Origin of the sequence: Synechococcus sp. CC9311 (assembly GCF_000014585.1) — a bacterium.
Lineage (GTDB): Bacteria > Cyanobacteriota > Cyanobacteriia > PCC-6307 > Cyanobiaceae > Synechococcus_C.
The window spans coordinates 1,210,339-1,234,376 of record NC_008319.1 but is presented as its reverse complement, the minus strand read 5'-3'; the positions used below and the strand labels follow the sequence as shown (position 1 = coordinate 1,234,376).

The 24,038-nt window shown below is 52.4% G+C and carries 21 protein-coding genes; 14 read left to right on the top strand and 7 right to left on the bottom strand.

Going from position 1 to position 24,038, the window contains the following annotated elements; translation table 11 throughout:
• Positions 1-73: 73 nt before the first annotated feature.
• The 3 genes from SYNC_RS06290 to SYNC_RS06280 are packed head-to-tail and all read left to right on the top strand — an operon-like array spanning position 74 to position 4,996.
• A complete protein-coding gene (locus SYNC_RS06290) occupies positions 74-991 on the top strand; it encodes a branched-chain amino acid transaminase (RefSeq protein ID WP_011619279.1) in 918 nt (305 codons plus the stop codon).
• A gap of 58 nt (positions 992-1,049) precedes the next feature.
• A complete protein-coding gene (gene metH, locus SYNC_RS06285) occupies positions 1,050-4,670 on the top strand; it encodes a methionine synthase (protein ID WP_011619278.1) in 3,621 nt (1,206 codons plus the stop codon).
• 53 nt (positions 4,671-4,723) lie between these two features.
• Positions 4,724-4,996 (top strand): DUF4090 family protein, encoded by a 273-nt coding sequence (locus SYNC_RS06280; RefSeq protein ID WP_041426983.1) that lies wholly within the window; start codon positions 4,724-4,726, stop codon positions 4,994-4,996.
• Positions 4,997-5,025: 29 nt separating this feature from the next.
• Here SYNC_RS06280 and SYNC_RS06275 read toward each other — a convergent pair whose 3' ends face one another.
• Complete coding sequence (locus tag SYNC_RS06275; RefSeq protein ID WP_006852568.1) at positions 5,026-5,256, bottom strand: hypothetical protein; 231 nt, start codon at positions 5,254-5,256, stop codon at positions 5,026-5,028.
• A gap of 111 nt (positions 5,257-5,367) precedes the next feature.
• Between SYNC_RS06275 and SYNC_RS06270 the strand changes: the two genes are divergently transcribed.
• Positions 5,368-5,775: a DUF2237 family protein gene (locus SYNC_RS06270; RefSeq protein ID WP_049750334.1), complete on the top strand. Its 408-nt coding sequence runs from the start codon at positions 5,368-5,370 to the stop codon at positions 5,773-5,775.
• Here the strand turns inward: SYNC_RS06270 and SYNC_RS06265 are convergent.
• Positions 5,757-6,485, bottom strand: a complete 729-nt coding sequence (locus tag SYNC_RS06265) for an SDR family NAD(P)-dependent oxidoreductase (protein WP_041426518.1) — start codon at positions 6,483-6,485, stop codon at positions 5,757-5,759. The two genes, SYNC_RS06270 and SYNC_RS06265, sit on opposite strands and share 19 nt — an antisense overlap.
• Before the next feature lie 55 nt (positions 6,486-6,540).
• Between SYNC_RS06265 and SYNC_RS06260 the strand changes: the two genes are divergently transcribed.
• The 3 genes from SYNC_RS06260 (at position 6,541) to SYNC_RS06250 (ending at position 9,060) form a co-directional block, all read left to right on the top strand.
• Complete coding sequence (locus SYNC_RS06260; RefSeq protein WP_041426981.1) at positions 6,541-7,461, top strand: SpoIID/LytB domain-containing protein; 921 nt, start codon at positions 6,541-6,543, stop codon at positions 7,459-7,461.
• A complete protein-coding gene (locus SYNC_RS06255; RefSeq protein WP_011619272.1) occupies positions 7,451-8,338 on the top strand; it encodes an ATP adenylyltransferase in 888 nt (295 codons plus the stop codon). The genes SYNC_RS06260 and SYNC_RS06255 overlap by 11 nt, the downstream gene beginning before the upstream one ends.
• Before the next feature lie 65 nt (positions 8,339-8,403).
• Positions 8,404-9,060, top strand: coding sequence for a sigma-70 family RNA polymerase sigma factor (locus SYNC_RS06250; protein WP_011619271.1), 657 nt, complete (start codon positions 8,404-8,406; stop codon positions 9,058-9,060).
• Here the strand turns inward: SYNC_RS06250 and SYNC_RS06245 are convergent.
• Positions 9,033-9,218 carry a hypothetical protein gene (locus SYNC_RS06245; RefSeq protein WP_071813708.1) on the bottom strand — a complete coding sequence of 62 codons (186 nt, stop codon included), beginning with the start codon at positions 9,216-9,218 and terminating at the stop codon, positions 9,033-9,035. The genes SYNC_RS06250 and SYNC_RS06245 overlap by 28 nt on opposite strands.
• Positions 9,219-9,427: 209 nt before the next feature.
• Here SYNC_RS06245 and SYNC_RS06240 point away from each other — a divergent pair, with 209 nt between their 5' ends.
• Together SYNC_RS06240 and SYNC_RS06235 are read left to right on the top strand one after the other, a co-directional pair.
• Positions 9,428-11,008, top strand: a complete 1,581-nt coding sequence (locus tag SYNC_RS06240) for a DUF3370 family protein (protein ID WP_049750395.1) — start codon at positions 9,428-9,430, stop codon at positions 11,006-11,008.
• 42 nt (positions 11,009-11,050) lie between these two features.
• The gene (locus tag SYNC_RS06235) at positions 11,051-12,124 is read left to right on the top strand and encodes a molecular chaperone DnaJ (RefSeq protein WP_011619268.1); all 1,074 of its coding nucleotides are present in this window, start codon (positions 11,051-11,053) and stop codon (positions 12,122-12,124) included.
• A 739-nt stretch (positions 12,125-12,863) separates the two neighbouring features.
• On the opposite strand, the gene SYNC_RS06230 is transcribed toward SYNC_RS06235, so the two are convergent.
• Positions 12,864-13,358, bottom strand: a complete 495-nt coding sequence (locus SYNC_RS06230) for an allophycocyanin subunit alpha-B (protein ID WP_011619267.1) — start codon at positions 13,356-13,358, stop codon at positions 12,864-12,866.
• Positions 13,359-13,438: 80 nt separating this feature from the next.
• On the opposite strand from SYNC_RS06230, the gene rlmD reads away from it, so the two are divergent.
• Positions 13,439-14,833, top strand: a complete 1,395-nt coding sequence (rlmD, locus tag SYNC_RS06225; RefSeq protein WP_011619266.1) for a 23S rRNA (uracil(1939)-C(5))-methyltransferase RlmD — start codon at positions 13,439-13,441, stop codon at positions 14,831-14,833.
• Here rlmD and pheT read toward each other — a convergent pair.
• Entirely contained in the window at positions 14,811-17,261 is a 2,451-nt protein-coding gene (pheT, locus tag SYNC_RS06220; RefSeq protein ID WP_011619265.1) for a phenylalanine--tRNA ligase subunit beta, read from the bottom strand. The genes rlmD and pheT overlap by 23 nt on opposite strands.
• A gap of 128 nt (positions 17,262-17,389) precedes the next feature.
• Between pheT and rpmG the strand changes: the two genes are divergently transcribed.
• Genes rpmG through SYNC_RS06205 form a run of 3 tightly spaced genes read left to right on the top strand, consistent with a single transcriptional unit; the run spans position 17,390 to position 19,894 of the window.
• Positions 17,390-17,590 carry a 50S ribosomal protein L33 gene (gene rpmG, locus SYNC_RS06215; RefSeq protein WP_011619264.1) on the top strand — a complete coding sequence of 67 codons (201 nt, stop codon included), beginning with the start codon at positions 17,390-17,392 and terminating at the stop codon, positions 17,588-17,590.
• A 38-nt stretch (positions 17,591-17,628) separates the two neighbouring features.
• Positions 17,629-17,850, top strand: coding sequence for a 30S ribosomal protein S18 (gene rpsR, locus SYNC_RS06210; RefSeq protein ID WP_006041316.1), 222 nt, complete (start codon positions 17,629-17,631; stop codon positions 17,848-17,850).
• Positions 17,804-19,894, top strand: coding sequence for a ribonuclease catalytic domain-containing protein (locus SYNC_RS06205; protein WP_083756067.1), 2,091 nt, complete (start codon positions 17,804-17,806; stop codon positions 19,892-19,894). Before rpsR ends, SYNC_RS06205 begins: the two co-directional genes overlap by 47 nt.
• On the opposite strand, the gene SYNC_RS06200 is transcribed toward SYNC_RS06205, so the two are convergent.
• Positions 19,891-21,717 (bottom strand): FAD-dependent oxidoreductase, encoded by a 1,827-nt coding sequence (locus tag SYNC_RS06200; protein WP_011619262.1) that lies wholly within the window; start codon positions 21,715-21,717, stop codon positions 19,891-19,893. The two genes, SYNC_RS06205 and SYNC_RS06200, sit on opposite strands and share 4 nt — an antisense overlap.
• Positions 21,714-22,364 carry a Mo-dependent nitrogenase C-terminal domain-containing protein gene (locus SYNC_RS06195; RefSeq protein WP_049750333.1) on the bottom strand — a complete coding sequence of 217 codons (651 nt, stop codon included), beginning with the start codon at positions 22,362-22,364 and terminating at the stop codon, positions 21,714-21,716. The genes SYNC_RS06200 and SYNC_RS06195 overlap by 4 nt, the downstream gene beginning before the upstream one ends.
• Positions 22,365-22,424: 60 nt before the next feature.
• On the opposite strand from SYNC_RS06195, the gene metG reads away from it, so the two are divergent.
• The gene (gene metG / locus SYNC_RS06190; protein ID WP_011619260.1) at positions 22,425-23,969 is read left to right on the top strand and encodes a methionine--tRNA ligase; all 1,545 of its coding nucleotides are present in this window, start codon (positions 22,425-22,427) and stop codon (positions 23,967-23,969) included.
• Positions 23,970-24,038: the final 69 nt, after the last annotated feature.

Below are 24,038 nucleotides of genomic sequence, written 5' to 3'. Positions count from 1 at the left end.
TCCATTCTGGTCTGATCACATCTCACCAAGCGAGCAAGGTGAGTGAGAAAATTTGAGCATCGATCCATGAGCGATGCATCAGTTCCTTCCCTACGCCTGGTTTGAAGGCCGCTGCATCCCGTTTGAACAGGCCAAAGTTTCAATCGCTACGCATGCCCTTCACTACGGCACTGGTGCTTTCGGCGGCATGCGTGCGATTCCAGATCCAGAAAAGCCTGGCGGCATGCTGTTGTTTCGACCGGACCGCCATGCCAGACGGCTCTCCCAAAGCGCAAAGCTCCTGCTCGCTGATCTAAGCGAAGACACCGTGATGGAAGCTTTGGTTGCGGTATTAAGGGCCAACAAGCCCACCACGCCGATCTACCTGAGGCCGTTTGTTTACACCAGTGATCTAGGCATCGCCCCTCGTCTGCACAACATCGAGACTGATTTCCTGATTTACGGCTTAGAGCTCGGCGATTACCTCTCCCCTGATGGCGTGAGTTGCCGCATTAGTAGTTGGACCAGGCAGGAAGATCGCTCACTTCCCCTGCGCGGAAAAATCAGTGGTGCATACATCACTAGCTCGCTTGCCAAAACGGAGGCCGTCAACAGCGGATTCGACGAAGCCCTGCTGATGAACACCCGGGGAAAGGTGAGCGAAGCCAGCGGCATGAATCTGTTTTTGGTGCGCGATGGCGTCCTGATCACACCTGGCGTTGATCAGGACATTCTTGAGGGAATCACTCGCTCCAGCGTGATTGAGCTGGCAAAGCACATGGGATTGCAGGTAATCGAACGCCCCGTTGACAAAACAGAACTGTGTATCGCTGATGAAGTCTTCCTTACAGGCACGGCGGCGAAAATTACGCCGATTCGTCAACTCGAATCCACGCTCTTACCGACCAACCGTCCGGTGATGGATGCCTTAAGAAAACGCCTGGTGTCGATTACAGAAGGAAGAGATCCTGAATTCAGACACTGGGTGACCAGGATCGAGCTCGAAACCTAAGAATCGGCCATGGGATCAAGAGCGATTCATAGAATGGAATGAGAAAAGTAACCGAGCGATGCAGGCCGTCACCGAGACCCCAACCCTGGTCGCCTCACGGTTTTTAAAGCGTCTGCACGATCCGTCACGGCCCGTCTTGGTGTTTGACGGAGCGACAGGCACTTCTCTGCAGCAGATGGACCTATCCGCAGAGGATTTCGGTGGAGAAGCCCTGGAAGGTTGTAACGAAAACCTGGTGGTCACACGACCCGATGCCGTTCAAAGCGTGCATCGACAGTTTCTTGACGCCGGTTGTGATGTCATCGAAACCGATACCTTTGGAGCGGCTTCTGTCGTCCTTGCCGAGTACGGCCTAGAAAGCAAAACCTTTGAGCTCAACAAGCGTGCTGCTGAGCTGGCCAAAGAGGTGGCGATGGAATACAGCACCGATGAAAAGCCACGATTCGTGGCTGGATCGATGGGACCCACCACAAAGTTACCCACGCTCGGACACATCAGTTTTGATCTCCTTCGTGATTCCTATCAAGAGCAAGCGGAAGGACTGATTGCAGGGGATGTGGATCTACTCATCATTGAAACCTGTCAAGACGTTCTTCAGATCAAGGCAGCGCTCCAAGGAATTGAGCAAGCCTTTGAAACCAGCGGCGAACGCCGCCCCTTGATGGTTTCCGTGACGATGGAAACCACAGGCACGATGCTGGTGGGTTCCGATATTGCGGCTGTTGTTGCCATTCTTGAGCCGTTCCCAATTGATGTTCTTGGCCTGAACTGCGCAACAGGACCTGAACAAATGAAAGAGCACATGCGTTATCTGACAGAGAATGCTCCTTTTGTAGTGAGCTGCATTCCCAACGCAGGCTTACCTGAAAATGTTGGTGGGGTGGCGCATTACCGGCTGACACCGCTGGAACTGAAGATGCAACTCATGCACTTCGTTGAAGATCTTGGTGTTCAGGTTATTGGTGGATGTTGCGGAACAACGCCTGCACATATTGCAGCACTCTCTGAAATCTCCTCAGAGCTGAGTGCCGCACCAAGAAAGGTACGCTCTCATCACCATGAGAGAAAAGCTCTCAGTTACGAAGCCGCCGCGTCGTCAATTTATGGTGCAACGCCTTATTTACAAGACAATTCATTCCTCATCATTGGTGAACGGCTGAATGCCAGTGGATCCAAAAAAGTGCGTGAATTATTGAATAAAGAGGACTGGGACGGGCTAGTGGCTGTTGCTAGAGGCCAGGTCAAAGAAAATGCACACATCTTGGATGTGAATGTCGACTATGTAGGCCGCGATGGCGAAAGGGATATGCAAGAACTCGTGAATCGAGTGGTAACCAACGTGAACCTGCCATTGATGCTCGACTCAACGGAGTGGCAAAAAATGGAGGCAGGCCTGAAAGTTGCAGGTGGTAAATGCATCCTTAATTCAACCAACTATGAAGATGGTGATGAACGTTTTTTCAAAGTATTAGAGATTTCTAAAAGGTATGGGGCTGGAGTGGTAATTGGAACAATCGACGAAGATGGCATGGCCCGTACTGCAGACCAAAAAGTTGCGATTGCGAAAAGAGCCTATCGAGATGCTGTGGAGTTTGGGATTCCAGCTCGTGAAATTTTTTACGACGCACTTGCACTTCCAATCTCAACAGGCATCGAAGAAGATCGACGCAACGGGGCTGAAACAATCGAAGCCATTCGCAGGATTCGCGAAGATCTTCCCCAAGTTCACATCGTTCTCGGTGTGTCCAATGTGAGCTTTGGCTTATCTCCTGCTGCCAGAATCACGCTGAATTCAGTCTTTTTGCATGATTGCTGTGAGGCTGGAATGGATGCGGCCATTATTTCACCAGCCAAGATTCTTCCCCTCATCAAAATTAGCGAAGAGCATCAGAAAGTTTGTCGAGACTTGATTAATGATCGCCGTGGATTTGAAGGTGATGTTTGCACTTATGATCCCCTTACAGAATTAACAACCTTATTCGAAGGCGTAAGCGCTAAAGCGGCTCGTGAATCAGGGCCATCCTTGAGCGATCTTCCCGTCGAAGAACGACTGAAACAGCACATCATTGATGGCGAACGGATTGGACTGGAAGATGCTCTCAAGGAAGGGTTAAGCAGTTATCCCCCGTTGGAAATCGTCAACACATTTTTACTTGACGGAATGAAAGTAGTTGGGGAGCTATTTGGCTCCGGACAAATGCAACTTCCCTTTGTCCTTCAATCGGCCGAAACGATGAAATCGGCTGTTGCTTTTCTCGAGCCATTCATGGAGAAAGAGGAAGGCGAAAGATCAGCAAAAGCAAAGTTTTTAATCGCAACAGTTAAAGGCGACGTTCATGACATTGGGAAAAATCTTGTAGACATTATTTTAACGAATAACGGATACGAAGTTATCAACCTTGGAATCAAGCAAGATGTAAACGCAATAATTGCTGCCCAAGAAGAACATCAAGCAGATTGCATTGCCATGAGCGGCCTACTGGTGAAATCTACAGCGTTCATGAAAGACAACCTAAAAGCATTTAATGAAGCTGGAATCAACGTTCCAGTGGTACTCGGAGGTGCAGCATTAACCCCAAGATTTGTTAACAAAGATTGCAGCGATGTGTATGACGGCAAGGTCATTTATGGACGAGATGCATTCACTGATCTGCGTTTTATGGATGCCCTCGTAGCTGCCAAGTCCAAGGATCGCTGGGACGATCGCTCTGGCTTTCTCGATGGCACCCCTGAGGGCCTCTCAATCGGCGGTGATGCGGACCACTCAGATTCAGCCAACGCATCGACTCAAAGCTCCTCTCAGCAGGTTGAGACGCCTGATCTCAAGCTTCCAGTTACATACCATCGATCAGATGCCGTTCCTGAAGAGAAGGCCGTCATCACTCCTTTCCTCGGTGCATCCGTCCTGCAGGGAGAGGATCAGATTCCGCTTGATGAGGTGATTGCGTTCCTCGACCGCCAAGCACTGTTTGCAGGGCAGTGGCAGATGCGAAAAGCCAAAAACCAAAGCCGTGAAGAGTACGAGCAAGATCTCTCAGACAAGGCTGAGCCCATCCTTCAAAAATGGCTGGCGCGCGCGAAGGAAGACCAACTGCTGCAGCCGGCAGTTGCTTATGGCTATTTCCCCTCCGGCCGTGACGGCAATTCAGTGGTGGTATTCAACCCTGAAGGTGGTGCAGAACTGGGACGGTTTGACGTCCCCCGTCAACGCAGTGGCAATCGCTATTGCATCGCCGATTTTTTCCTAGACCTCAACGAGGGGGAACCCTGCGATGTGCTGCCGATGCAAGCCGTCACCATGGGTGCGGAAGCCAGTCGCTTCAGCGAAGAGCTGTTTCGCAACGATGCATACAGCGACTATCTGTTTTTTCACGGATTAGCGGTTCAGATGGCAGAGGCGCTTGCGGAGTGGACCCATGCGCGCATTCGCCGCGAATGCGGCTTCTCCGATCCCGACGGGATGCCTCTCAGAGACATTCTTGCCCAGCGCTACAGGGGAAGTCGTTACTCCTTTGGCTACCCAGCCTGTCCCAACGTGGCGGATTCTCGCCAACAACTGGAATGGCTACAGGCCGATCGGATTGGTCTGACCATGGACGAAAGCGACCAACTGCATCCAGAACAGAGCACAACCGCCCTGGTTGCCCTGCACAGCACCGCTCGCTACTTCAGCGCCTAGAAACCATGCAGCAATGTGGTGCCTCAGAATTCCTAGGCACTGCAATAGCTCCAATGGACTTCAGCGGCCCCGACGCCATCGATCATGCGATTAAGGCTGGATTGGACATCGATGGAAGCCCTCTTCCCGTTGCGATGCTCACTCTGTATCGCGAGGTGATGGATCAAGAGGCTCAACGAAAGCGCAGTGGAGTGAAGAAGTCGATGAGGAACCGCATCGTGCGCACGGGTGCCAAACATTTCAGCAGAGAGGTCTTGAACGCTCGCTTAATCGAGGCCGGCTGGGAAGGCCTCAAGGACAAGGAAATCAGTTTTTACTTCAGCTGACAGAACATTTCAGTCCGAGCTCTGCAGGATTACTCCTGGCAGAGCTTTTCCATCGTGTCGATGACTTCCTGCTGAAAATCATCCAGCGCACTGGACTCGCTCAAATCAAATCCTTCTCCCGCAGCGTTCTGCGCAAGATCCTGAAAGTGGAAGGCTCCCTCGCCATTGGCAAGGAACTCAATAGCCGATGACTCGCCACTTTCGCGGAACGCATCGCAGAGGGCGATGAACGCCGCGTCTTCAGTGAACTCCCAATCCATCGAGGAGGCATAACTGAACGACCTTTAACGCCTAACCCCCGTGTTCCGTCAACCATCTCGTCTCAGAATGTGCCAGTCGTTCGGCAGACTCCTGGCAGACAAAGCAAGCAAATGCCGTCACAACAACAAGAGCAAAAGCCAGTTGGGCAGGGTGATTTGAATGTTTTAGGTGGCGCGCTTGAAGGCTGTAGTTGTGAGCCGATGACAGGTTGGTTTCGAGATGGACTTTGTCGCACCGATCCCAGCGACTTGGGACAACACAGCGTCTGCTGCGTGATGTCCGAACGATTTCTGAATTACAGCAAGGCCCAGGGAAATGACCTGAGCACTCCAGTGCCCGAATTTGGCTTCACTGGCCTCAAACCAGGCGATCACTGGTGCGTATGCGCCCCACGCTGGAAACAGGCCTATGACGACGGAATGGCTCCGCCAGTCCGACTCGAAGCAACCGAACACACAACCTTGCAGGTGATCCCTCTAGACATCCTCAAGTCGCATGCTCACCAGGGAATCTCCTGACCATCCCAAGCCAGAAAACGTCCGCTGTCCTCTGCTGATTGCTCGAGCAAAACATCCAGCAAGAGCGCTGCCGCTTTCTGAGGACTGAAAAGGCGATCCGGCGGAACAAAATTTTGAAACGGCTTGGAAAGGGCTGTATCGGTAGTTCCTGGATGCAACATCGTGACTGTGGCGAGTGGAAATCGCCGCGCCCACTCCACACTCAATGAACGCAAATACATATTCTGGGCGGCTTTGGCACCGCGATAGGCGTACCAGCCCCCAGTTCTGTTGTCGCCGATGCTTCCCACTCGCGCACTGAGACTCGCAAAGTGAAAAAGATGGTCTCGCTTCAAAGCAGGCTCAATCGCCTTGGCCAGCAGCAGAGGACCCGCAGCATTGATTGCAAAGGATTCCATCAAATGCTCTGCATGAACCTGCTGCAGACGCTTCTCAGGGGACAGGGAGCCTCCATGCAGTCGCCCTGTGGCGTTAATCACTAAACGTAGGGGCTGTAGATCCTCCAGGAGCCTCTGGGACAACGCCTCGAGGCTCTTTGGGGACTGAAGGTCCACCAGCCAATCATCTGCTGAACCCAAGGTTCGACCGCAGAGCATGACTCCCAGAGCGGGATGACGGCGTTGCAGTTCCTGCGCAATTGCCGTACCAAGACCACCACGACCAACGATCAATGCACGGCCAACCCAAGCATCTCTGTTGATTTCAGGCATGATCTAAAACGTTGTCCGAGGGACAGTGAGACAGCTCACCCCACTCTTGCTGGGCATGACCGCCACCGCGGGACTGATTGCTGTGGTCTCCTTGACCATCAAAGCGATAGGGCAGCTCGAACAACAGCGCAGCCAAAAACACACCCTTGAAAAGCTGCTAGAGAACTCCTCAACAGATCAGCAAACTGCGCACTCTTCTGCTGATTCCTCCGTTAACTCATCCGATCCATCCAAATCGGTTCAGCACCCAACACCTGGCGCAAAACCGATAGGTGCACCTGGCAACCCGATTGTGCGTGTTGCTTTGTTGAGTCAATCGCCACCTCGTGCCGTGGACTTATCAGGGCAGGCCGAGTGCAGATTTAGCAATGGTGAAATCGTTGAAAAAAGAACACTTGAAATGGTGCTGGCTGAACGTCGTTCAAATTTGGTGACCTGCCAGTCGGGCCAAAATGGTGCCGTGGTTGTCAATGAACGCTCCTATCCAGAGACTGTTTATTTCCTCAACAGAGGTACAGGTTGGATTGTCATTAATCAACTGCCTCTGGAGCGATATGTTGCCTCTGTGGTTGGCGCGGAAATGCCGAGTCATTGGAATCCTGAAGCCCTAAAGGCACAAGCTGTAGCCGCACGCTCCTATGCCCTCGTGCATCTTGTGCGTCCTGCAGATTCCGATTTCAATCTTGGCGATACAACCCGATGGCAAGCCTATGGAGGCCTCAACACTCAGAGCGTGCGTACAGCCGCCGCTACAAAAGCCACCAAGGGTCTCGTGCTTAGTTTTCAAGGAGGACTCGTTGAATCGCTGTATGCATCCACCAGTGAAATTGTTGCTGAAGCGCACAGTCATTTAGGAGCAAGCATGAGTCAGCATGGAGCACAAAACCTCGCTACGAAGGGGCTCAAATTCAATGAAATCCTCGGACATTATTACGTGGGTGCATCCCTAGCAAGTCTCAAAACAAATGAAAGCTGAGACGTACTGGAAACGAGCTCTCCAGCAAAGCGAGAGGGCATTGAAGTCGGGTTCATTGGTCCCACTAAGTACATCATTAGAGCATCTTTTTAGCAGTTCAGAAAACAATTTTGAATTGCGAACACTCGAAAGCAGCCTTCCTAAACATTTAAAAAGAAAAGGTCCTAAACCCAATCCATTCCAACCATGGGATCAGCAGCTGGAAGTTGCGCGCCTGGATCCAGGCCATGCCGTCATCCTGAACAAATACCCTGTCCAACGCGGACACATGCTGCTAATTACTTCCGATTGGGCCGCTCAAGATGGCTGGCTTAATTTGGCTGACTGGACAGCATTCGTTCACGTTGACCAAGACACAACAGGACTGTGGTTTTTCAACAGCGGACCAATTGCAGGCGCAAGTCAGCCACACCGACATCTTCAACTCCTACCGCGCAGCAAAGACGAGACAAGCTGTCCCAGAGATCTCTGGTTTCAAAACCGATTGATATCACAAAGAACAAACGAATCTTCTAGCGATCCTTTATTCAACGGCTGTTCTGTTGTCTCGCGATTAAGTCACAACAAAGATCCCAATAAGCAAGCACAAGACCTCTACAAAGATTACCTATCACTTTCTGAAAAGTTGGGCATTGGTCACCCTTCTCAAGATCAACGGCCAAGATCTTTTTACAACCTGTTATTGACTCCGCAATGGATGGCGATGGTGAGGCGAGGGAGAGAGGGTGCTGCAGGTTTCAGCATTAATGCCCTTGGATTTGCTGGATATCTATTGGCCACTGCAAACTCAGATGTGAACTGGCTGAAGAGGCACGGACCCGAGGCTTTATTGCGTGAAGTGATTCTCGAAATCAGTGAAAACACGGTTGTGGAGTAATCCCCCTAGATGGCTGTCTGAGGAAGGACAACCGGCCGATACCGACCACTTCTTCGACAACAGCCATGAACAAAACCCACGCACTCAGAAATCAACGGATCGAGCGTCATCTGAAACTTGTTGATCCAATTGCTGGCCATTACGCCAAGCGATCAGGACTAGATCGAGATGATCTCAAACAGGTGGGAATGCTTGGGTTGTTACGTGCTGCGGAGGGCTATGAGCAAGGCCAAGAGAAACCATTTGAGGTGTATGCAAGGCCCCATATCAGAGGAGCAATCCTTCATTACCTCAGGGACAGTGTGGGACTAGTCAGACTTCCCAGACGACTCCAAGAACAAGCTCAGAACACGATTAAAAACAGCACTGCAGAACCACAACGAAGACAGGCGATGTCTGCTGAGCTGGAGCTGAACGTGCATGCCTATCGTTGCCGACAGACATGGGAACCTCTAGACGAGGGAAGGGTTGCAGCAGACGTACCTGGATGGCAACCACTGTTGAGGCAGGAGCGGGCCAAACGGATCTGGAAAGCAATCAACCGATTAGCGCCTTCAGAGAAGAGGGCGCTAAATGAAGTGGTTCTGGAAGGTGCCAGCCTGCGTGGAGCTGGAACAAAGCTGGGAGTTAGCGCGATGACAATGCAGCGGAGGCTGAAGCGCGCCCTAGCCCAGTTGCGACAAGAGCTTGCCGATCAGGATTCGTCGCTGTGGTCCCGCTGAATTTGCCCCTCAAGTGTGGACATCGCTGCTGTTACAGCAGCAAGTTGACGCTCAAGGCCATCACGCCAAAAACGGAGCATCTCCAGCTTGCGTTGCTGATGGTGACTGCGCCAATGACTGGACTCACATGAGGGTTGGCAGAAAAAGGGAGGCAGCATGAGTAAACACACGATCTCCCATAATCCTGGCGAATTGTTCCAGAAATCGGGACTGCCAACACACACTTGGCGCTTCTGAACCAGACGATTAGGTTTGGAACTTGCGGAAAGCTCAAGCCGCAGTGCTCAAAAACCAGTCTCGCGTGTCTCACCGATTATCAAAACTGGTCTTAATCAGCGTCGCATTTGCGACGGTAGATTTAGGTGTCATGGAGCGTGCGCACGCCTATGTGCCACTGATGGCAGGACAAAGGGCTCGTGCTCTCAATGGCACCTTTAATAACGTTCCAGTCCTGCATTCCAATCAACCCGAAATTGTTAAAGGACCTGGAATCCTCGTCAACACAGCACCAGGGTCTGCGACTGCCGCAGAAAACAACCAACCAATAAAAAATGCTGAATTTACTTTTAATGGCGAATTTGGATTGCATATGCACCATAAATACTATCCACAAGACAGCAGTAAATTAGGTGGACGGCGAGCAAGAGGCTTATTAACGGTTGCTGCAATAGCTATTAACCCAGGAAATAAACCCGTTACCCTTAAGTTTAAAAGAGGCTCTGTTAAAAACAGTTTTGAGGCTCCTTATCACCCCAACCGTTTAATGGGGGTTAAGCCCCTCGGCCGCCGCCCTTGGAATACAGGTCCTGGTGACGCTACAGCTGTACAAATGCTGCGAGGAGAACTCGATCGCAAGCTCCCTCCTGAGATAACGATCCCGGCTCGAAGTCGTAAAGTGATTGTGAGTTCTGTTCTTCCTGCCAGAGGAATTATGAATGGGCTGCTTAGGGGTCGCAGTGACGGACCTTTCCAATTAGCTGTAATTGCAGCAGAAGAAACCAACCAAGAGCAAGAACTAATCTCCGTTCTTGACAGCAAGAGGCTGGCCCCAGGTCGTATTTATTTAAACCGTCTCAATGAGATTCGTACCGGCAAAGTCTTTTCGAGAGTTGCTGGTGTAGCCCTTGGCGATCAGTACAAGGCCTCGATTAATCACGATCTCTCGCAGGGGGCTCTGCACATTCCACTAACAAGCACTCGCAAGCATCATTTTGGAACCAGAGATATACAGGTCAATCAATTATCAACACGAATGATTGATTCTGCACTCAATAATGTGGGCACCTATGGCGTTCGATTTGATGTTGAGATGAATCTCTCAGGAGTTGGTGCTCACGAATTAGTTTTAAGCCATCCAGTGGCGTCAGGTCGAAAACCTTTCACTGCGTTTCGAGGATCAATCGGAATTAAAACTTCCGAAGGCTATCGAGAGGTTCATGTTGGGATGAAATCAGGGCAGAGTCTGCCCCTTGGACAAATCACCGCTAAGGCAAACTCTGTCAATCCAGTTACGGTAAGCCTTGTTTATCCAGCGGATGCAACACCAGGTCATCTCTTAAGCGTGGTTCCAGTAACCCAGCTCGCCATGCTTCGCCGACGTGAAGAGATGCTGGAAGCGGCAAGAAAAGCTGAAGCAGCGGCTAAAAAGCGCAAAGTTGTTCCTTCAACGCCACCACCGGCGATCAATTCACAACCAAAATCCCGTCAGGCCAAAGAGAACAAGCCAACGCAGATCATTAGATCTCCCCAACCTCAAGCCACACCTCGGACTTATCCCAAACCAGCCCCAAAGATTCCGCCTCCAACGCTTGCCGCACCATCAAGTGGTGCCAATCAGTTGCCGTCAGCAATGATCATGCCTCAGCGTGTGAATGACTCGTTGGAGCAACGCTATCGCGATGCAATCAAGGCTCAACAGGATTGGTTGCGCCGACTACAAGGTCAATAGGTTTCGCGCATTTCATTTACTCGAATCATCGCGGCAGGCTGAATGGGGCGTCGGATCACACTTGAACTTCCTGATCATCTCGTTGATCGCCTCGACGAGCTGAAGAAAGAGTGGTGCATCAGATCTAGAGGCGATTGCTTAACGCGGCTGCTGGAAGAGATCTGGCCTGATGAGACAAATCTCGAGACTGTGGTCAATGATCTACTCGAGAACGGAGCCATCGAGGATCCAGCGGTCTTTTCAGTCTCAAGCTCGCCTGATGCCAGCGGAACCACTCCAGACCAGCAACCCACGAAACCTTCTTACGACGAAGACCGGGCCATCGTTTTAGTGCGCAGAAGTCAGGACCCTAAGGAGCAAGACACAGCTTCGCTCTTCAACAATGAGACCAGTCAGCCGAGAGAAAGCAACACGAAAAGTCGAGGCATTGACCTACCAGGATTTGTTCGAAGCCGAACACAAGCGATCCGAACCAGCCTCCAACAACCTCAAGTACCAGAAGAACGGCCTGACAGTCCCTTTGTACCAGTGGTCAGTTATGACCATCTCATCGCTTGCTGCGCTAAAGCCATTGATCATTGGACTAATCTCTATGGATCAATGCCAGGAGCAACCGTTCTTGAAGCAGTGATGCTCTGGATGGCCAGAGATATTTGGCCCCAATTAGATGGAAGCGAAGGGCGCACCTTCACCTGGAGTCAGGTGAACCAGTCAATGCAGGATGTCTGCGCGGATTGGTCAGTGCAGTCTCCAAAATTTGAACATGTGATTGTCGCGGCTGCGGTTCTCGAAGATCCATTTGCCGCAGGCAGCTTGGAAGATCGCATTCCAACCTTGATACGCCGCTTTGTGAACCGCTTCAAACGAAGCAGGCGAGTGACGTCATTTGAAACCTTGGAATCCACCATGACCCTGCATGGTGCTCTGCGTTTGTTAGATCTGCCCACACAGGCTGGAGCATCACTCACCCTGCGTACCATCCGAGACGCCTACAAAAGAAAGGCGATCGAAGCCCATCCAGATGCAGGTGGCTCTACGGACGGAATGAGGCGACTCAACGAGGCCTACCAAATGCTGCGCGAGCTTTACAGAGACAAAGCGCCTCAACAGTCTTAATTGAGAGCCAAAACAGGACTCATCGCAAGACACAGTCAAGACTCTTTAGAGTATTAAATCTCAAATAAGTCTCAAAGCGAGTCTAGTTAAAAGTCTCATCCAAGACTCGTGAATGATTTATTTCAATGAACCTATTTTTCCATTGTTTTAAATGCAGAAACCTTCGGCTGCTTGTCGTCTGAGCCAACAAAAACCAAAAGATCATTCAAGAAGGAAGCCCCATTGAGCTGCGCACAGCAAAAAACGACCCCCTATTCCCCGTCCAAGCCTGACGATTGAATGTCCAAGACCATCCTGGCCAAGAAAAATGCATGTGATTGCAACACTCTCGAAACCTGCGTACCTGCTGTAGACACAGTGACGCAAGAACAATGGCCTCGCTGTTCAGCCCTAGCGAGTCCTTTAGCCCGTACCAGCATCCTCAGAGCCAAACACTGGCATCAGCCTTCAGCGCACAAAAGCAGACGCATTTATCTCAATCAAATCTCACAGCTAGACCCAAACCGAGTCTCAACTGGGACTAGCGAGGCTAAATTCCACAAGTCGCTCGCGATCATGAGTTGCTTGCCTTAGCGCAAATATGCTGCACTCCGCTCATGCAAAGCAGCTTGGCTCCGCTACTCACATAGGGGACAAAGCGCCATGCCTAGCTACATCACCCAAGTTGAAAGCAAGACTCATCAAACGTCTCGCATGAGATGAGATTGTTCAGGCGGCTATGGGATAAAAACAAGACCGTTTAGGTCGGGGTCTGCATCCCTTGAATCAGGTACTCGAAATAAGGAGCTGCGAGTGCTTGCTGGTCTTCGGAAAGTAGTGACAAGGAAGCATCTCTCATACAGCGCATGGCTTCCACCATGCCAGGCATCGGCACACCAAGACTGTTGTACATCTCACGGGCGCCCACAAGACCAATCTGTTCGATGAGCTCAGTGCTCCCTGCAAGAACTCCGTAGGTCACAAGGCGCAGATACCAGCTGTAGTCACGGAGGCACTGGGCACGTTGCTTCTGACCGAAGGCGTTGCCTCCCGGCGCAACGTATTCAGGTTTACGACTAAACAGCTGTTTTGCTGATTCATCGATGATCTTCTTCTCGTTCTCAGTGAGACTTCGAACAACAGATAAACGAATTGAACCCTGGCTGAGGAAATCAACCATTGATCGCAGTTCACCGCTGCTTGGGTAACGCAGATCGTCATCTGCTTTGAGAATCAGATCCCGAACAACGCTCATGACAGCTGGCAAGCTTGAATGAGTCTAGAGCTATCGATCGCTTCGCATGCACTTGCAGCGATTGGTGTTACGCCTTTGCAATGGCCCAGTCCTTGAGCGACCCACCAGTAGCTGGTCAAATCATCACAGTTTTGGGGACCGATCTCAATCACCAGGGCCTCGGCCTGGCTCGCTGGCAGGGCTGGGTTGTGATTGTTCCCCAGTTGCTTCCGGGTGAGGAGGCCCAGGTGCAATTGCTACAACGCAAGAAGTCGCAATGGTTTGCACGCCATCTCAAAACGCTCGTTGCCGCTCCAGGCGCAAGGAAGCCTCCCTGCATCCTTGCCAAAGACTGTGGAGGCTGTTCTCTTCAACACCTCGAGGAGAGCATCCAGGCGGAATGGAAGCGCAGCCGTCTTGAACAGACCCTGAAACGAATCGGTGGGATCAACATCCAGTCGCCTGCCCCGATCAACAACGATCTTGAACACTTGGGCTACCGCAATCGAGCTCTGATTCCACTGCTGCGAAAAGAGGATCAGATGCGTTTGGGGTACTACCGGCGCGGAAGCCATCGCATCGTGAACCTCAGTCGTTGTCCTGTCTTGGACCCACGCATCGATGCACTCATCAAACCCCTAAAACAAGACCTTGAAGGCAGCGGGTGGCCAGCTGATGCTGACTTGCATGGCGAACTCGGTCTTCGTCATCTTGGTTTACGCGTGGGTGTGCGAACCGGAGAACTGCTGATCACGTTGGTCAGTGCAACAGCCGAACTCAACGGTATGAAAGACCTGGCAGTGGAGTGGATGAACCGATGGCCTGCCGTAACCGGTGTGACCTTGAATCTGCAACCACGCCGTAGCAATACCATCCTCGGTGCGATCACCCATACCCTCGCTGGTCGGGATTGCATCAGCGAACGCTTTTGCAATCTTCAACTCCTTCTTGGAACTACCACCTTCTTTCAAATCAACACCGATCGTGCCGAGCAGATCGTGATGGTTTTGCGCAATTGGCTTCTCCAGCGTGGGGACTGCAAACGCTTAATTGATGCCTATTGCGGAATCGGAACGATCAGCTTGCCAGTTGCTGCAGCTGGAATTGGCGTGGTTGGTCTGGAGATAAATCCCGCCTCTGTTCAACAGGCACGACAAAATGCGGCCTTGAATGGACTCACTGATGCCAAGTTTGAAGCCGGTGATGTGGCCTCGCTGCTGAGTGATTACCTTCCAGATCACGATGCTCTTGTGGTGGATCCACCGCGAAAAGGATTGGCATCAGATGTGCTTGACGCCATTTTGAATTGCCCGCCCAAGAGGCTGGCCTACTTGAGTTGTGACTCGGCAACCTTGGCAAGGGACCTCAAGCGACTGGTCTCAGATAACGGTCCCTACGCCATAGATCGCATTCAACCTGTGGACTTTTTTCCCCAAACAACGCATCTGGAATGTCTTGTCCTCATGGAGCGCGTCAACTGCGAAGTTCAACCTTGAATTGTTTAACCAAAGCCTGTCGAACCTTGTCTTGCACTGGCTGAAGTTGTTCATCAGTAAGCGTACTGTCCTTGCCGCGATACCGAAGCCTGAAGGCTTGGCTGCATTGATCATCAGGGAGTTGACCTCCTTCAAAACGATCGATCAACTCAACACTTTCTAGAAGTGGCTTTCCAGCCTTACGAATGGCCTGCATTAAGTCAGCAGATGGCAGTGTCTTCGGTACAAGCATCGCGAGATCTCTCTCCATTGCTGGAAGTGTGGAGAAGGCTTTGAAGGAAGGCACCCAGCGGTTGCGACGTGTCACCGCTTCCAGGAGTCGTTGAAGATCTAGATCAAACAGATAGGTGGCATCGGGGAGCTCGTACTGAGCACACAACATGGGATGGAGCTGACCAAAGCAACCAAGGGTTCGGCCCTCCACCACCACGGCTGCAGCCCGTCCGGGATGAAGACGCGGGTCGTCCGCCAAGGGTCGGTCCTGGGTCTCAAGTCCTAAGGAATTGAAGACTGTGGCGAGTGCTCCGCGAGCCATGAAGTAATCAGGCACGAGTGCCTTGCCGCTGGTGGCCCAGCGTGAAACACGCCGTTCTCCGCAAATCACTCCGCCAAGACGTGCTGACTGCACAATCTCTCGGTCCAGAGGATGAAAAACATGGCCAATTTCAAACACCCAACAACCGGGCTGGGAGGCCTGAAGGTTGCGTTGGCAGATCTGAAGATGCTCTTGCCATAGAGCGGTTCTGAGATGGCTGGTTTCCGCCAACAGTGGATTACTGATGGGAATCCGATTGGGATCATCTGCGTCTGCACCGGTAAGCGATAAGCAAGTGATCTCTTGAAGCCCAGCACTACAAAGGCGACGACGTAACCGACGCTCCGCCTGCTGCCTATCGGTAAGCCCTCCTGGAGCCAGTGGGTCAGGCAAGTGAGCACCAAAAGAGTCGAAACCCACAAGACGCGCCACCTCCTCGATCAGATCCACCTCCCGAAGAAGATCCATCCGACGGGAGGGGGGCACCAACACCGTCCAACCTTCCTCAGAAGAGTTGAGGTGGCAGCCCAGTGCTGAAAGACACTCCTCCACCTGTTGGTCACTTACATCGGTTGCTTCACCGTCTTCAGCAACCAATGGACCAAGAAGTTGATGAAGAGCGTGACGACGCAAGGTCACCAAAGGTTCTGGGCCTTCATCGGAACAGCACTGCCAACTAAGGCCTGCCATCCCTCCTAGAAGTTGTTCCATGAGTTCAAGCGCACGACCCGCTGCAGGCAAGGTGATCTGACGCGGTAAACCCTTCTCGTAACGAGAACTTGCATCTGTGCGCAGTCCTGTTGCACGACTACTGCTACGGATCGAGGCAGGAGTGAACAAGGCTGATTCCAGCAAAATCTTGCGAGTCGTTTCCGTTACTCCACTCTCAGCACTGCCGATCACTCCCGCAATTGCAACCGGCCGATCGCGACAAGTCACCAACTGGACGCGTTCATCAAGTTCGATGGTGCGGCCGTCTAACCCTGTGAAGGACTCCTTTGCCCGACCTTGCCTAAGGCCAAAATCAGAAGGCGTCAGGTCGCTGCCACATAGCCGTTCCAAAGCATCAAGGTCGAAAGCATGAAGGGGTTGACCTTGTTCCAACATCACCAAATTGGTGATGTCCACAATTGCGTTAACAGGTTTCACACCAGCGCGGAGAAGTCTCTGTTGGACCCAGGAGGGAGCAACTTGTCCACCATCGAGACCGCTAACTTCGGTTAAGGCGTACACACCGCCCTCCTTCATTGCGGCAGCGTGTTCTTCAGAAGGGTTCAAATCAGTCACTGACTGTGGAGCTACCGGCTGAGGCAAATGCAGTGGTGCTCCTGTCAGTGCCGCCACTTCCCTTGCAATTCCTGTCATCGACAGACCATCAGGCCGATTTGCCGTGATCGCCAAATCCAAAACGGTGTCATCCAAACCGAGGCACGACGCCACTGCCGTACCCGGTGCAGGCAGGCTTTCCAGCAGATCGTCCAAGACAGCAATACCGTCAACATCCGTGGCTTGCCCTAATTCAGCGAGCGAACAAATCATTCCCTGGCTCGCAACCCCACGCAGCTCACCAGCCTTAATCGTGAGATTCACCGCAGGAAGAACAGCGCCAATGGTGGCGACAGGAACATGAATTCCTGCCCTCACGTTGCTCGCACCACAAACGATCTGAACCGTCTCTTCCGCCCCAATGTCCACAACACAGACACTGAGTTTGTCGGCATTGGGATGTTTGTCGCGCTTCAAAACATGGCCGACCACAACACCTTGAGCCAATCGACTCAAATCGTCGATCTCCTCCACCTCAAATCCAGCCATTGAAAGGCGTTCGCCTAGTTGATCAGCGGCTTCAGTTACCTGGACGAGATCCTGCAACCAGGAAAGGGAGACCCGCACGTCAACGATTCAATCGAATAGGAATCTTACGAAGCTCCGAGGAATGATCAAAACTCTTTGAGGTGTCAGCTGAAGATGTAAAGTCATCGTTTGTTACTACGCTTCGCTTTTGCGGCGCAACGTCCTTTATGGCTAAAAACAAGGGCGTCCGGATCGTGATCACTCTCGAGTGCACTGAATGCCGGTCCGCCTCCGCCTCTGAAAAGCGTTCTCCCGGCGTGTCCAGGTACACGACGGAGAAGAACCGACGGAACACCACTGAGCGACTGGAGATCATGAAATTCTGTCCCCAGCTCAACAAAATGACTCTCCACAAGGAAATCAAGTGATTTTGCAGGTGTTCTTCGTTCAACAGCTTTCCTGAGTTATGTCTAGTTCCTTCTTTAAGAAGCGTCTTTCTCCAATCAAACCTGGAGATCCCATTGACTACAAAGATGTGGATCTGCTGAAGAAATTCATCACCGAGCGAGGAAAGATTCTTCCCCGTCGTCTCACCGGGCTGACTGCGAAGCAGCAGCGCGACCTGACGAATGCGGTGAAGCGTGCACGCATCGTTGCATTGCTGCCCTTCGTCAATCCTGAAGGCTGATCCACTGGCTTCACCCTCTCTCCAACCAGGAGATCTTGTCGGCGTCCAAGAGTCGAAGGGGAATTATCTGGCTGTCGTCGAATCTCTTCAAGGCAGCAAAGCGCGCTTGAAACTCGGGTTCGATCGCAAGCCCGTTGTTTTGCCCCAGCGGCAATTGGATCTTATTTGCCCCCTGCCATCCGGAGCTGAGCTTCCCGATGGACTGGGGGCTTCTCCATGGAACCTGAAAGCCGAACAAGTCAATCCTGACTGTCTCGACCGTCGCAGCTGGGGCTCAGCATGGGTCTTGCTTTTAGAGACTGATGAGACCGTTGAGATTGACTTTTTCAGCGATCTGGTTTGCGGAGGAACCAGTCCAAGCCAATTAGCGCTCTGTTGGCTGGCCTTGATGGGCCCGCAACTGTGGTTCCGTTACAAGCAAAATCAGATCAAGGCGCGCTCAGCGGCAGAACTCAAACCGTTGCGCCGACAACACCGGCTCAAAGTTCTTGAACAGCAAAAGGAACAACGCTGGAAACAGCTGTTGAGCACCCGCAAACAGGTGGACCTGGCAAGTCTCCCCCAATCCCTATGCGACAGGTTCGAGCAGCTCAAGGACTTGGTTTCAGGTTCCATCGAATTCGCACAACTTGACCGGCCTATTCAGCAGAGCCTGATGGGTCTACGTCTTGATCAAGACAGAGCTGAGCTTCGACTTCTCTTGGTGGATCTCGGCCTTTGGGACCCTCATCAACTGGCATCGATGGCCGGCACAACCTGGTCATCAGGTTTCAGCCCAGCTTTACTCGAAGAGGCTGAACGGTTGGTGGAGCTCAATGCAAGCGAATGCCCTGGTGACTCCGAGCGCATCGATCTTTGCCATCAACGCTGCGTCACGATCGATGATGAAGACACGCGAGATATTGATGACGGGATAGCGCTGGAACGTCGCGAGGATGGCTCGCAAAGACTATGGATACACATCGCTGACCCCGGTCGGCTGATCGAGTCAGACTCAGCCCTCGATCTGGAAGCGAGGCGTCGCGGTAGCAGCCTTTATTTGGCGAAAGGCAATCTGCCGATGTTTCCAGAATCCCTATCCACGGGGCCTTTCAGTTTGCGAGCACGGACTCGAACAGCTGCCTGGAGCATCTGGGCCGAACTGACCAGCGAAGGCGAGCTCGGAGATCACGGAATCCATCGCAGCTGGGTCCAACCCACTTATCGACTCAGTTACGACGATGCCGATGAGTTGATCGAATTGGCACCCCCAGAAGACACCGACTTGGCGGAGTTAGATGCGCTCTTAAGCCGAAGGCGAGACTTCCGAGTCCGCAATGGAGCCCTGCTCATGGATCTGCCAGAAGGCCGGATCCGTTGTCGAGATGGTCAACCGTCTCTCGAGGTCAGTGAACCTGGTCGAGCAAGGCAGATGGTGGCCGAAGCCATGATTTTGGCTGGTGCAGTGGTGGCTCGTTTTGCGGAAGTGCATGACCTGGCCTTACCGTTCCGCAGCCAGCTTCCAGCTGACCTCCCCCCCAGTTCCGAATTGGAGGCACTCCCAGATGGGGCCGTTCGATTCGCCGCCATCAAGCGCTGTCTCAGTCGCGGACTGATGGGAACGCAACCTGCCGCCCACTTCAGTTTGGGACTTGCCTCCTACGCCCAAGCCACCTCCCCCATTCGCCGCTATGGCGATCTTGTTGTACAGAGGCAACTGCAAGCACAACTCAGTGGAGAAGATCCGCTTGATCGCGATGTCCTTCAAACCCTGATCAGTGATTTCGATGCAGCGGTACGTGAAGGCATTGGTATTTCCAGAGAAGACCAACGGCACTGGCAGCAGGTTTGGTTTGAAACCCATCGCAAGCAGGAGTGGGCTGCTCAGTTCTTGCGCTGGTTGCGCCCTCAGGATCAGCTGGGACTCGTGCGAATTGACGACCTAGCCATGGATGTGGCGGCTGAATGCCCAAGAGATGCAGAACCAGGGGAAAGCATGCTCGTGAGGGTGCATCATGTTGACTCGGTGCGTGATCAACTCAGACTGGTGGCCTCAGCCCACTAAATCCCCCTAGAGCCATGCAGGCTGATGGCCCGTAGCCAAGGTCCCCAGGGGTTAGCGACTGCAATTAAGTCAACAGTTGTAGGGCGTTCCTGATCCGCAAGCCAATGGCAGAGCTCGGGCTCCAGCGTGATCAAGGGCCAACGGCGGCCACCCACCAGTTCCAGTTCGTATCCACCATTGTGATCAGGCAACAATGTGCCTGACCAAACGGCCTGTTTAGGCTGGGAAGGAGGCGCGATCGAAACCTGTTCATCTAGACCGAGCCAACAACCATTCGGGCCAAGTAGCTCAGGGTTGTCAAGACAAGCGTTCTGCCTTTGTTGCCAATGGGGATGGTGCCAAGGTGTGTCCCAAAGCGGAACGATTCCAGAAGGAGCCGTGGGCTCCTTGATTAAGAGGTCTTGAAGAAGCCGAACGGGCAGAGCTGCGAGGGGAAGTCGAAGCCGAATCGACAGGGCCGCCGCAGCTCCAGCAGCCTGTCCCACATTAAAAATGAGTGGCTGCAACCTTGTGGCCCCATTGGCCATATGGCTGGTGCTGAAGCACTTGTCAGCAGCCAACAGATTGTCCAAATCAGCACTCACAAGCGCTTGATAAGGGATGCAGAAAGGAGTTCCAGACCAACGGCCACCCCATCGACAGCTTTTTGGGGTTAACGGCCAATCAGAACCTGGATAGTGATGGTCGTTGGCGTAATTGCCAACAGCAATCGATTCCAGCTCACCAGCATCATTGAAAGGAAGTGCCGCGATGGATTGACCGGTCGTCTGAGGAAGCAGCTCCTGTTCAATCAAAGTATGGACACCGATCATCCGGCGCCCCTCCCGCCAGTAGGGCATCGCTGCCAACCAGGGAGCTGGGCTTCCAGCTCCCTTTGGGAACGCATCGCCGCGCGTTAGCCAACCGGCACTACAACGCTGAAGCTCATCGGCAAAATGCTGGCTGTGAGCTTGCATCTCAGCCATCAATTCCTGCTCCGCCCTGGGATCGGCATTGAAGGCTCGTTCCAAACCTCGATGCCAGTCGTTGCCATGCAGGGGCCAATTCAGCATTACCAATCCCCCCGGCAAGCGGCCGTAGCTGATCGTGCGCTGTAAACCAAAGGCTGCGCAGGCCTGTTCAAAAGGCTCTGACAACAACAATGGTGTGCCATTTGGATCAAACTCTGAAGCAGAATCAGCCAAAGGACGATCACGCTGCAGCTGACCCATCACCACCCAGGTGGGGGACTGCACAGGCTGATCTCGAAAAAATTCTTCTGACTTCAGCCGCTGCTCACTAGGAGCGCTCGGTTCCCCCCACCTCTCCTGAGCGTCCCAGCCAAGCCGAAAGGGTGTCTCAACCAAGGGCAGTAAATCTCCACGATCACTGCCATCGATCACCACGTCACAGGCAATGCGATGGACACCATCCGAACGTTGAATCAACACTGCTTGGACCAAAGATCCAGAACGTTCGACGTCCAGCAGCTGACAGTCCGACCACCATTGAAGATTTGGAAGTGCCCGCACCCAGTTTTGAAGAATTCCCTCAGCTGTGCTTGGCCGGTAACCAAAACAACTCACCCAGTTGTGATCGAGGCCTTCAGGCTCGGCTTGATACAGAGCCCTAAGGAAGGCTCCCCACAAACCGGTCTGCCAGGGGGCGAGTTCATTGCCATCAGGACAACACACTCCGGCTGTACTGACCATGCCCCCGAGCCAGCGACCAGGAGTGAGCAGAAGCGTAGTGGCTCCGGACCGAGACGCCTGGAGTGCAGCGGCAACACCTCCAGTACCACCACCCCAAACCAACACTGGGATGTGGCAAGTTTGCGCTGTCATACCTGTGCCGAATCGCGACAGCTGATCCGCAATTGCTCATCCATTGATAGATGACCAAGGCAACGAAACCGCAGTGCCACAAGCTGCTCGTACAAAGGGTTGATTTTGCACATCGGTGGAATGTGTACCAGCTTGCGACCAAACAAAATGATGTCGCGCTCAAACGGGCACTGGGAAGGAATCAGGTGAACAATGAAGGATGAAATCCTCTCGTCACCGGGGTCCAGATCATCAAGCCAATTTTTCAGGGGCGCTAATGGTTTCCATGGCTGAGTGCCCCCAGTTGAGCAGGGAACCAAGCTGCTGATCAATTCTCTTTTAACGCCAAGCGCTTCGGCCCATATATGCAGTAAGTCAAGTTCCACTTGGCTGAGATGCCCATCAGCGAGAGCAACCACTACAGCTGACCTCAGAAATTGCTCCGCATTGTTGGGGTTCGAGGAGAACAGTCGTTTGATGTCTTCCGGATCAGGGGCTTGCCAATGATTCCAATCAAAGTCTTGGAGAGGACAATCGAGATTGAGCTGTTCCGCGAGCAGCCGCTGTTCCTCAGGATCGAAGTCTCCATCAACTAGGGCCAACTGGTGCAACGCCGCAAGCCAAGTGGACCTCGCTTCATCTTCGAACGCAAGGTTGAGAATCGGCATGGCGGAGCGAAGGGGGGTCGTTAGGATCCAAGGCCGAAAGGGGACCACCCCGAGACGACCATGATTTATACCCTTACAACCCCTCTTTACTACGTCAATGACAAACCACATTTAGGAAGCACTTACACCACGATTGCTTGTGATGCACTAGCCCGCTTTCAGAGACTGGAAGGCCATGAGGTGGTGTTTGTGACTGGCGTGGATGAACACGGTCAAAAGATCCAACGCACAGCTGCTGATCAGGGAATTAGTCCAATTGATCACTGCAATCGGATCACAGCCAGCTATGAAAAAGCCTGGAACGAATGGGACATCAGCAACGATCGATTTGTCCGAACCACATCACCACGCCATTTGCCGCTGGTCCAACAGTTTTTCCAACGTTGTGAAGAAGCAGGGGATATCAGAAGTGGACGACAAACCGGTTGGTATTGCGTTGGCTGCGAGGAGTTCAAGGATGATCCTGCCGAAGCAGTTAACCCAACTTGTTCCATTCACCAGAAACCATTGGAGTGGAGAGATGAAGAAAACCTTTTCTTTTGTTTGTCGCACTACCAAGAACAAATTGAAGCAATAATCAAACAGTCTGATTTCATTGCACCAGCGAGTCGTCGCAATGAGATTCAAAATTTTGTGGCGGGTGGATTGCGAGACTTTTCCATCTCAAGGGTCAATGTGGATTGGGGATTGCCCGTACCAGGGCATCAAGGTCACACCTTTTATGTCTGGTTTGATGCTTTACTCGGCTACCTCACAGCTCTATTAGACGACGGTGGGACGATTGACCTTGATCGCTTAAATACTATTGGCTGGCCAGCAAATCAACACGTGATTGGAAAAGACATCTTGCGTTTCCATGCTGTGTATTGGCCAGCAATGTTGATGTCAGCAGGTTTACCTTTACCCAAAAAAGTATTTGGCCATGGTTTTCTAACCAGAGAAGGGCAAAAAATGGGCAAGTCGATTGGAAATGTTCTTGACCCAGAATTGCTCTTGAATCGCTGCGGCACAGATGCCGTTCGCTGGTATCTCTTAAGGGATATTCAATTTGGAGACGATGGTGATTTCCAACAACAACGTTTTGTCGATCTCGTCAACAATGACCTCGCCAACACCATTGGGAATTTGCTCAATCGAACCTCATCGATGTCGCGCAAATGGTTTAACGAGTCCACGCCCACTGTTGCGTCCAAAGACAGCGATCAACATGCGTTGCGCCAAGCCGCAGAAACAGCAATCGCTTCGGCCCGGGAAGCTATGCCCTCCATGGCCTTTCAGAAAGCGGCTGAGTCCATCCTTCAACTCGCCATTCAAGCGAACGGATACCTCAACGATCAAGCACCTTGGAGCAAAATGAAGAAGGGTGGTCAAGAAGCTCAAGTCGCGGTCGACCTATACGGAGTTCTAGAAAGCGCTCGACTTGTGGGATGGCTTCTAAAACCTCTTGTTCCTGATTTGAGCGAGAGGATTCTGTCCCAGCTCAACCAACCTTCAACAACAGCTAACTGGAGCGGACAACTGGTATGGGGACGTCTCGAGTCTGGCCATCCCCTACCCCAACCTCAGCCAGTGATGCAACGACTGGAACTCGAAGAAGCACTTTGACTTTCGATCAGCACTTCCACTTCAGCAATTTGCTGAAAAGCGCAACCTGGATGACTCCAGTAATAGTTA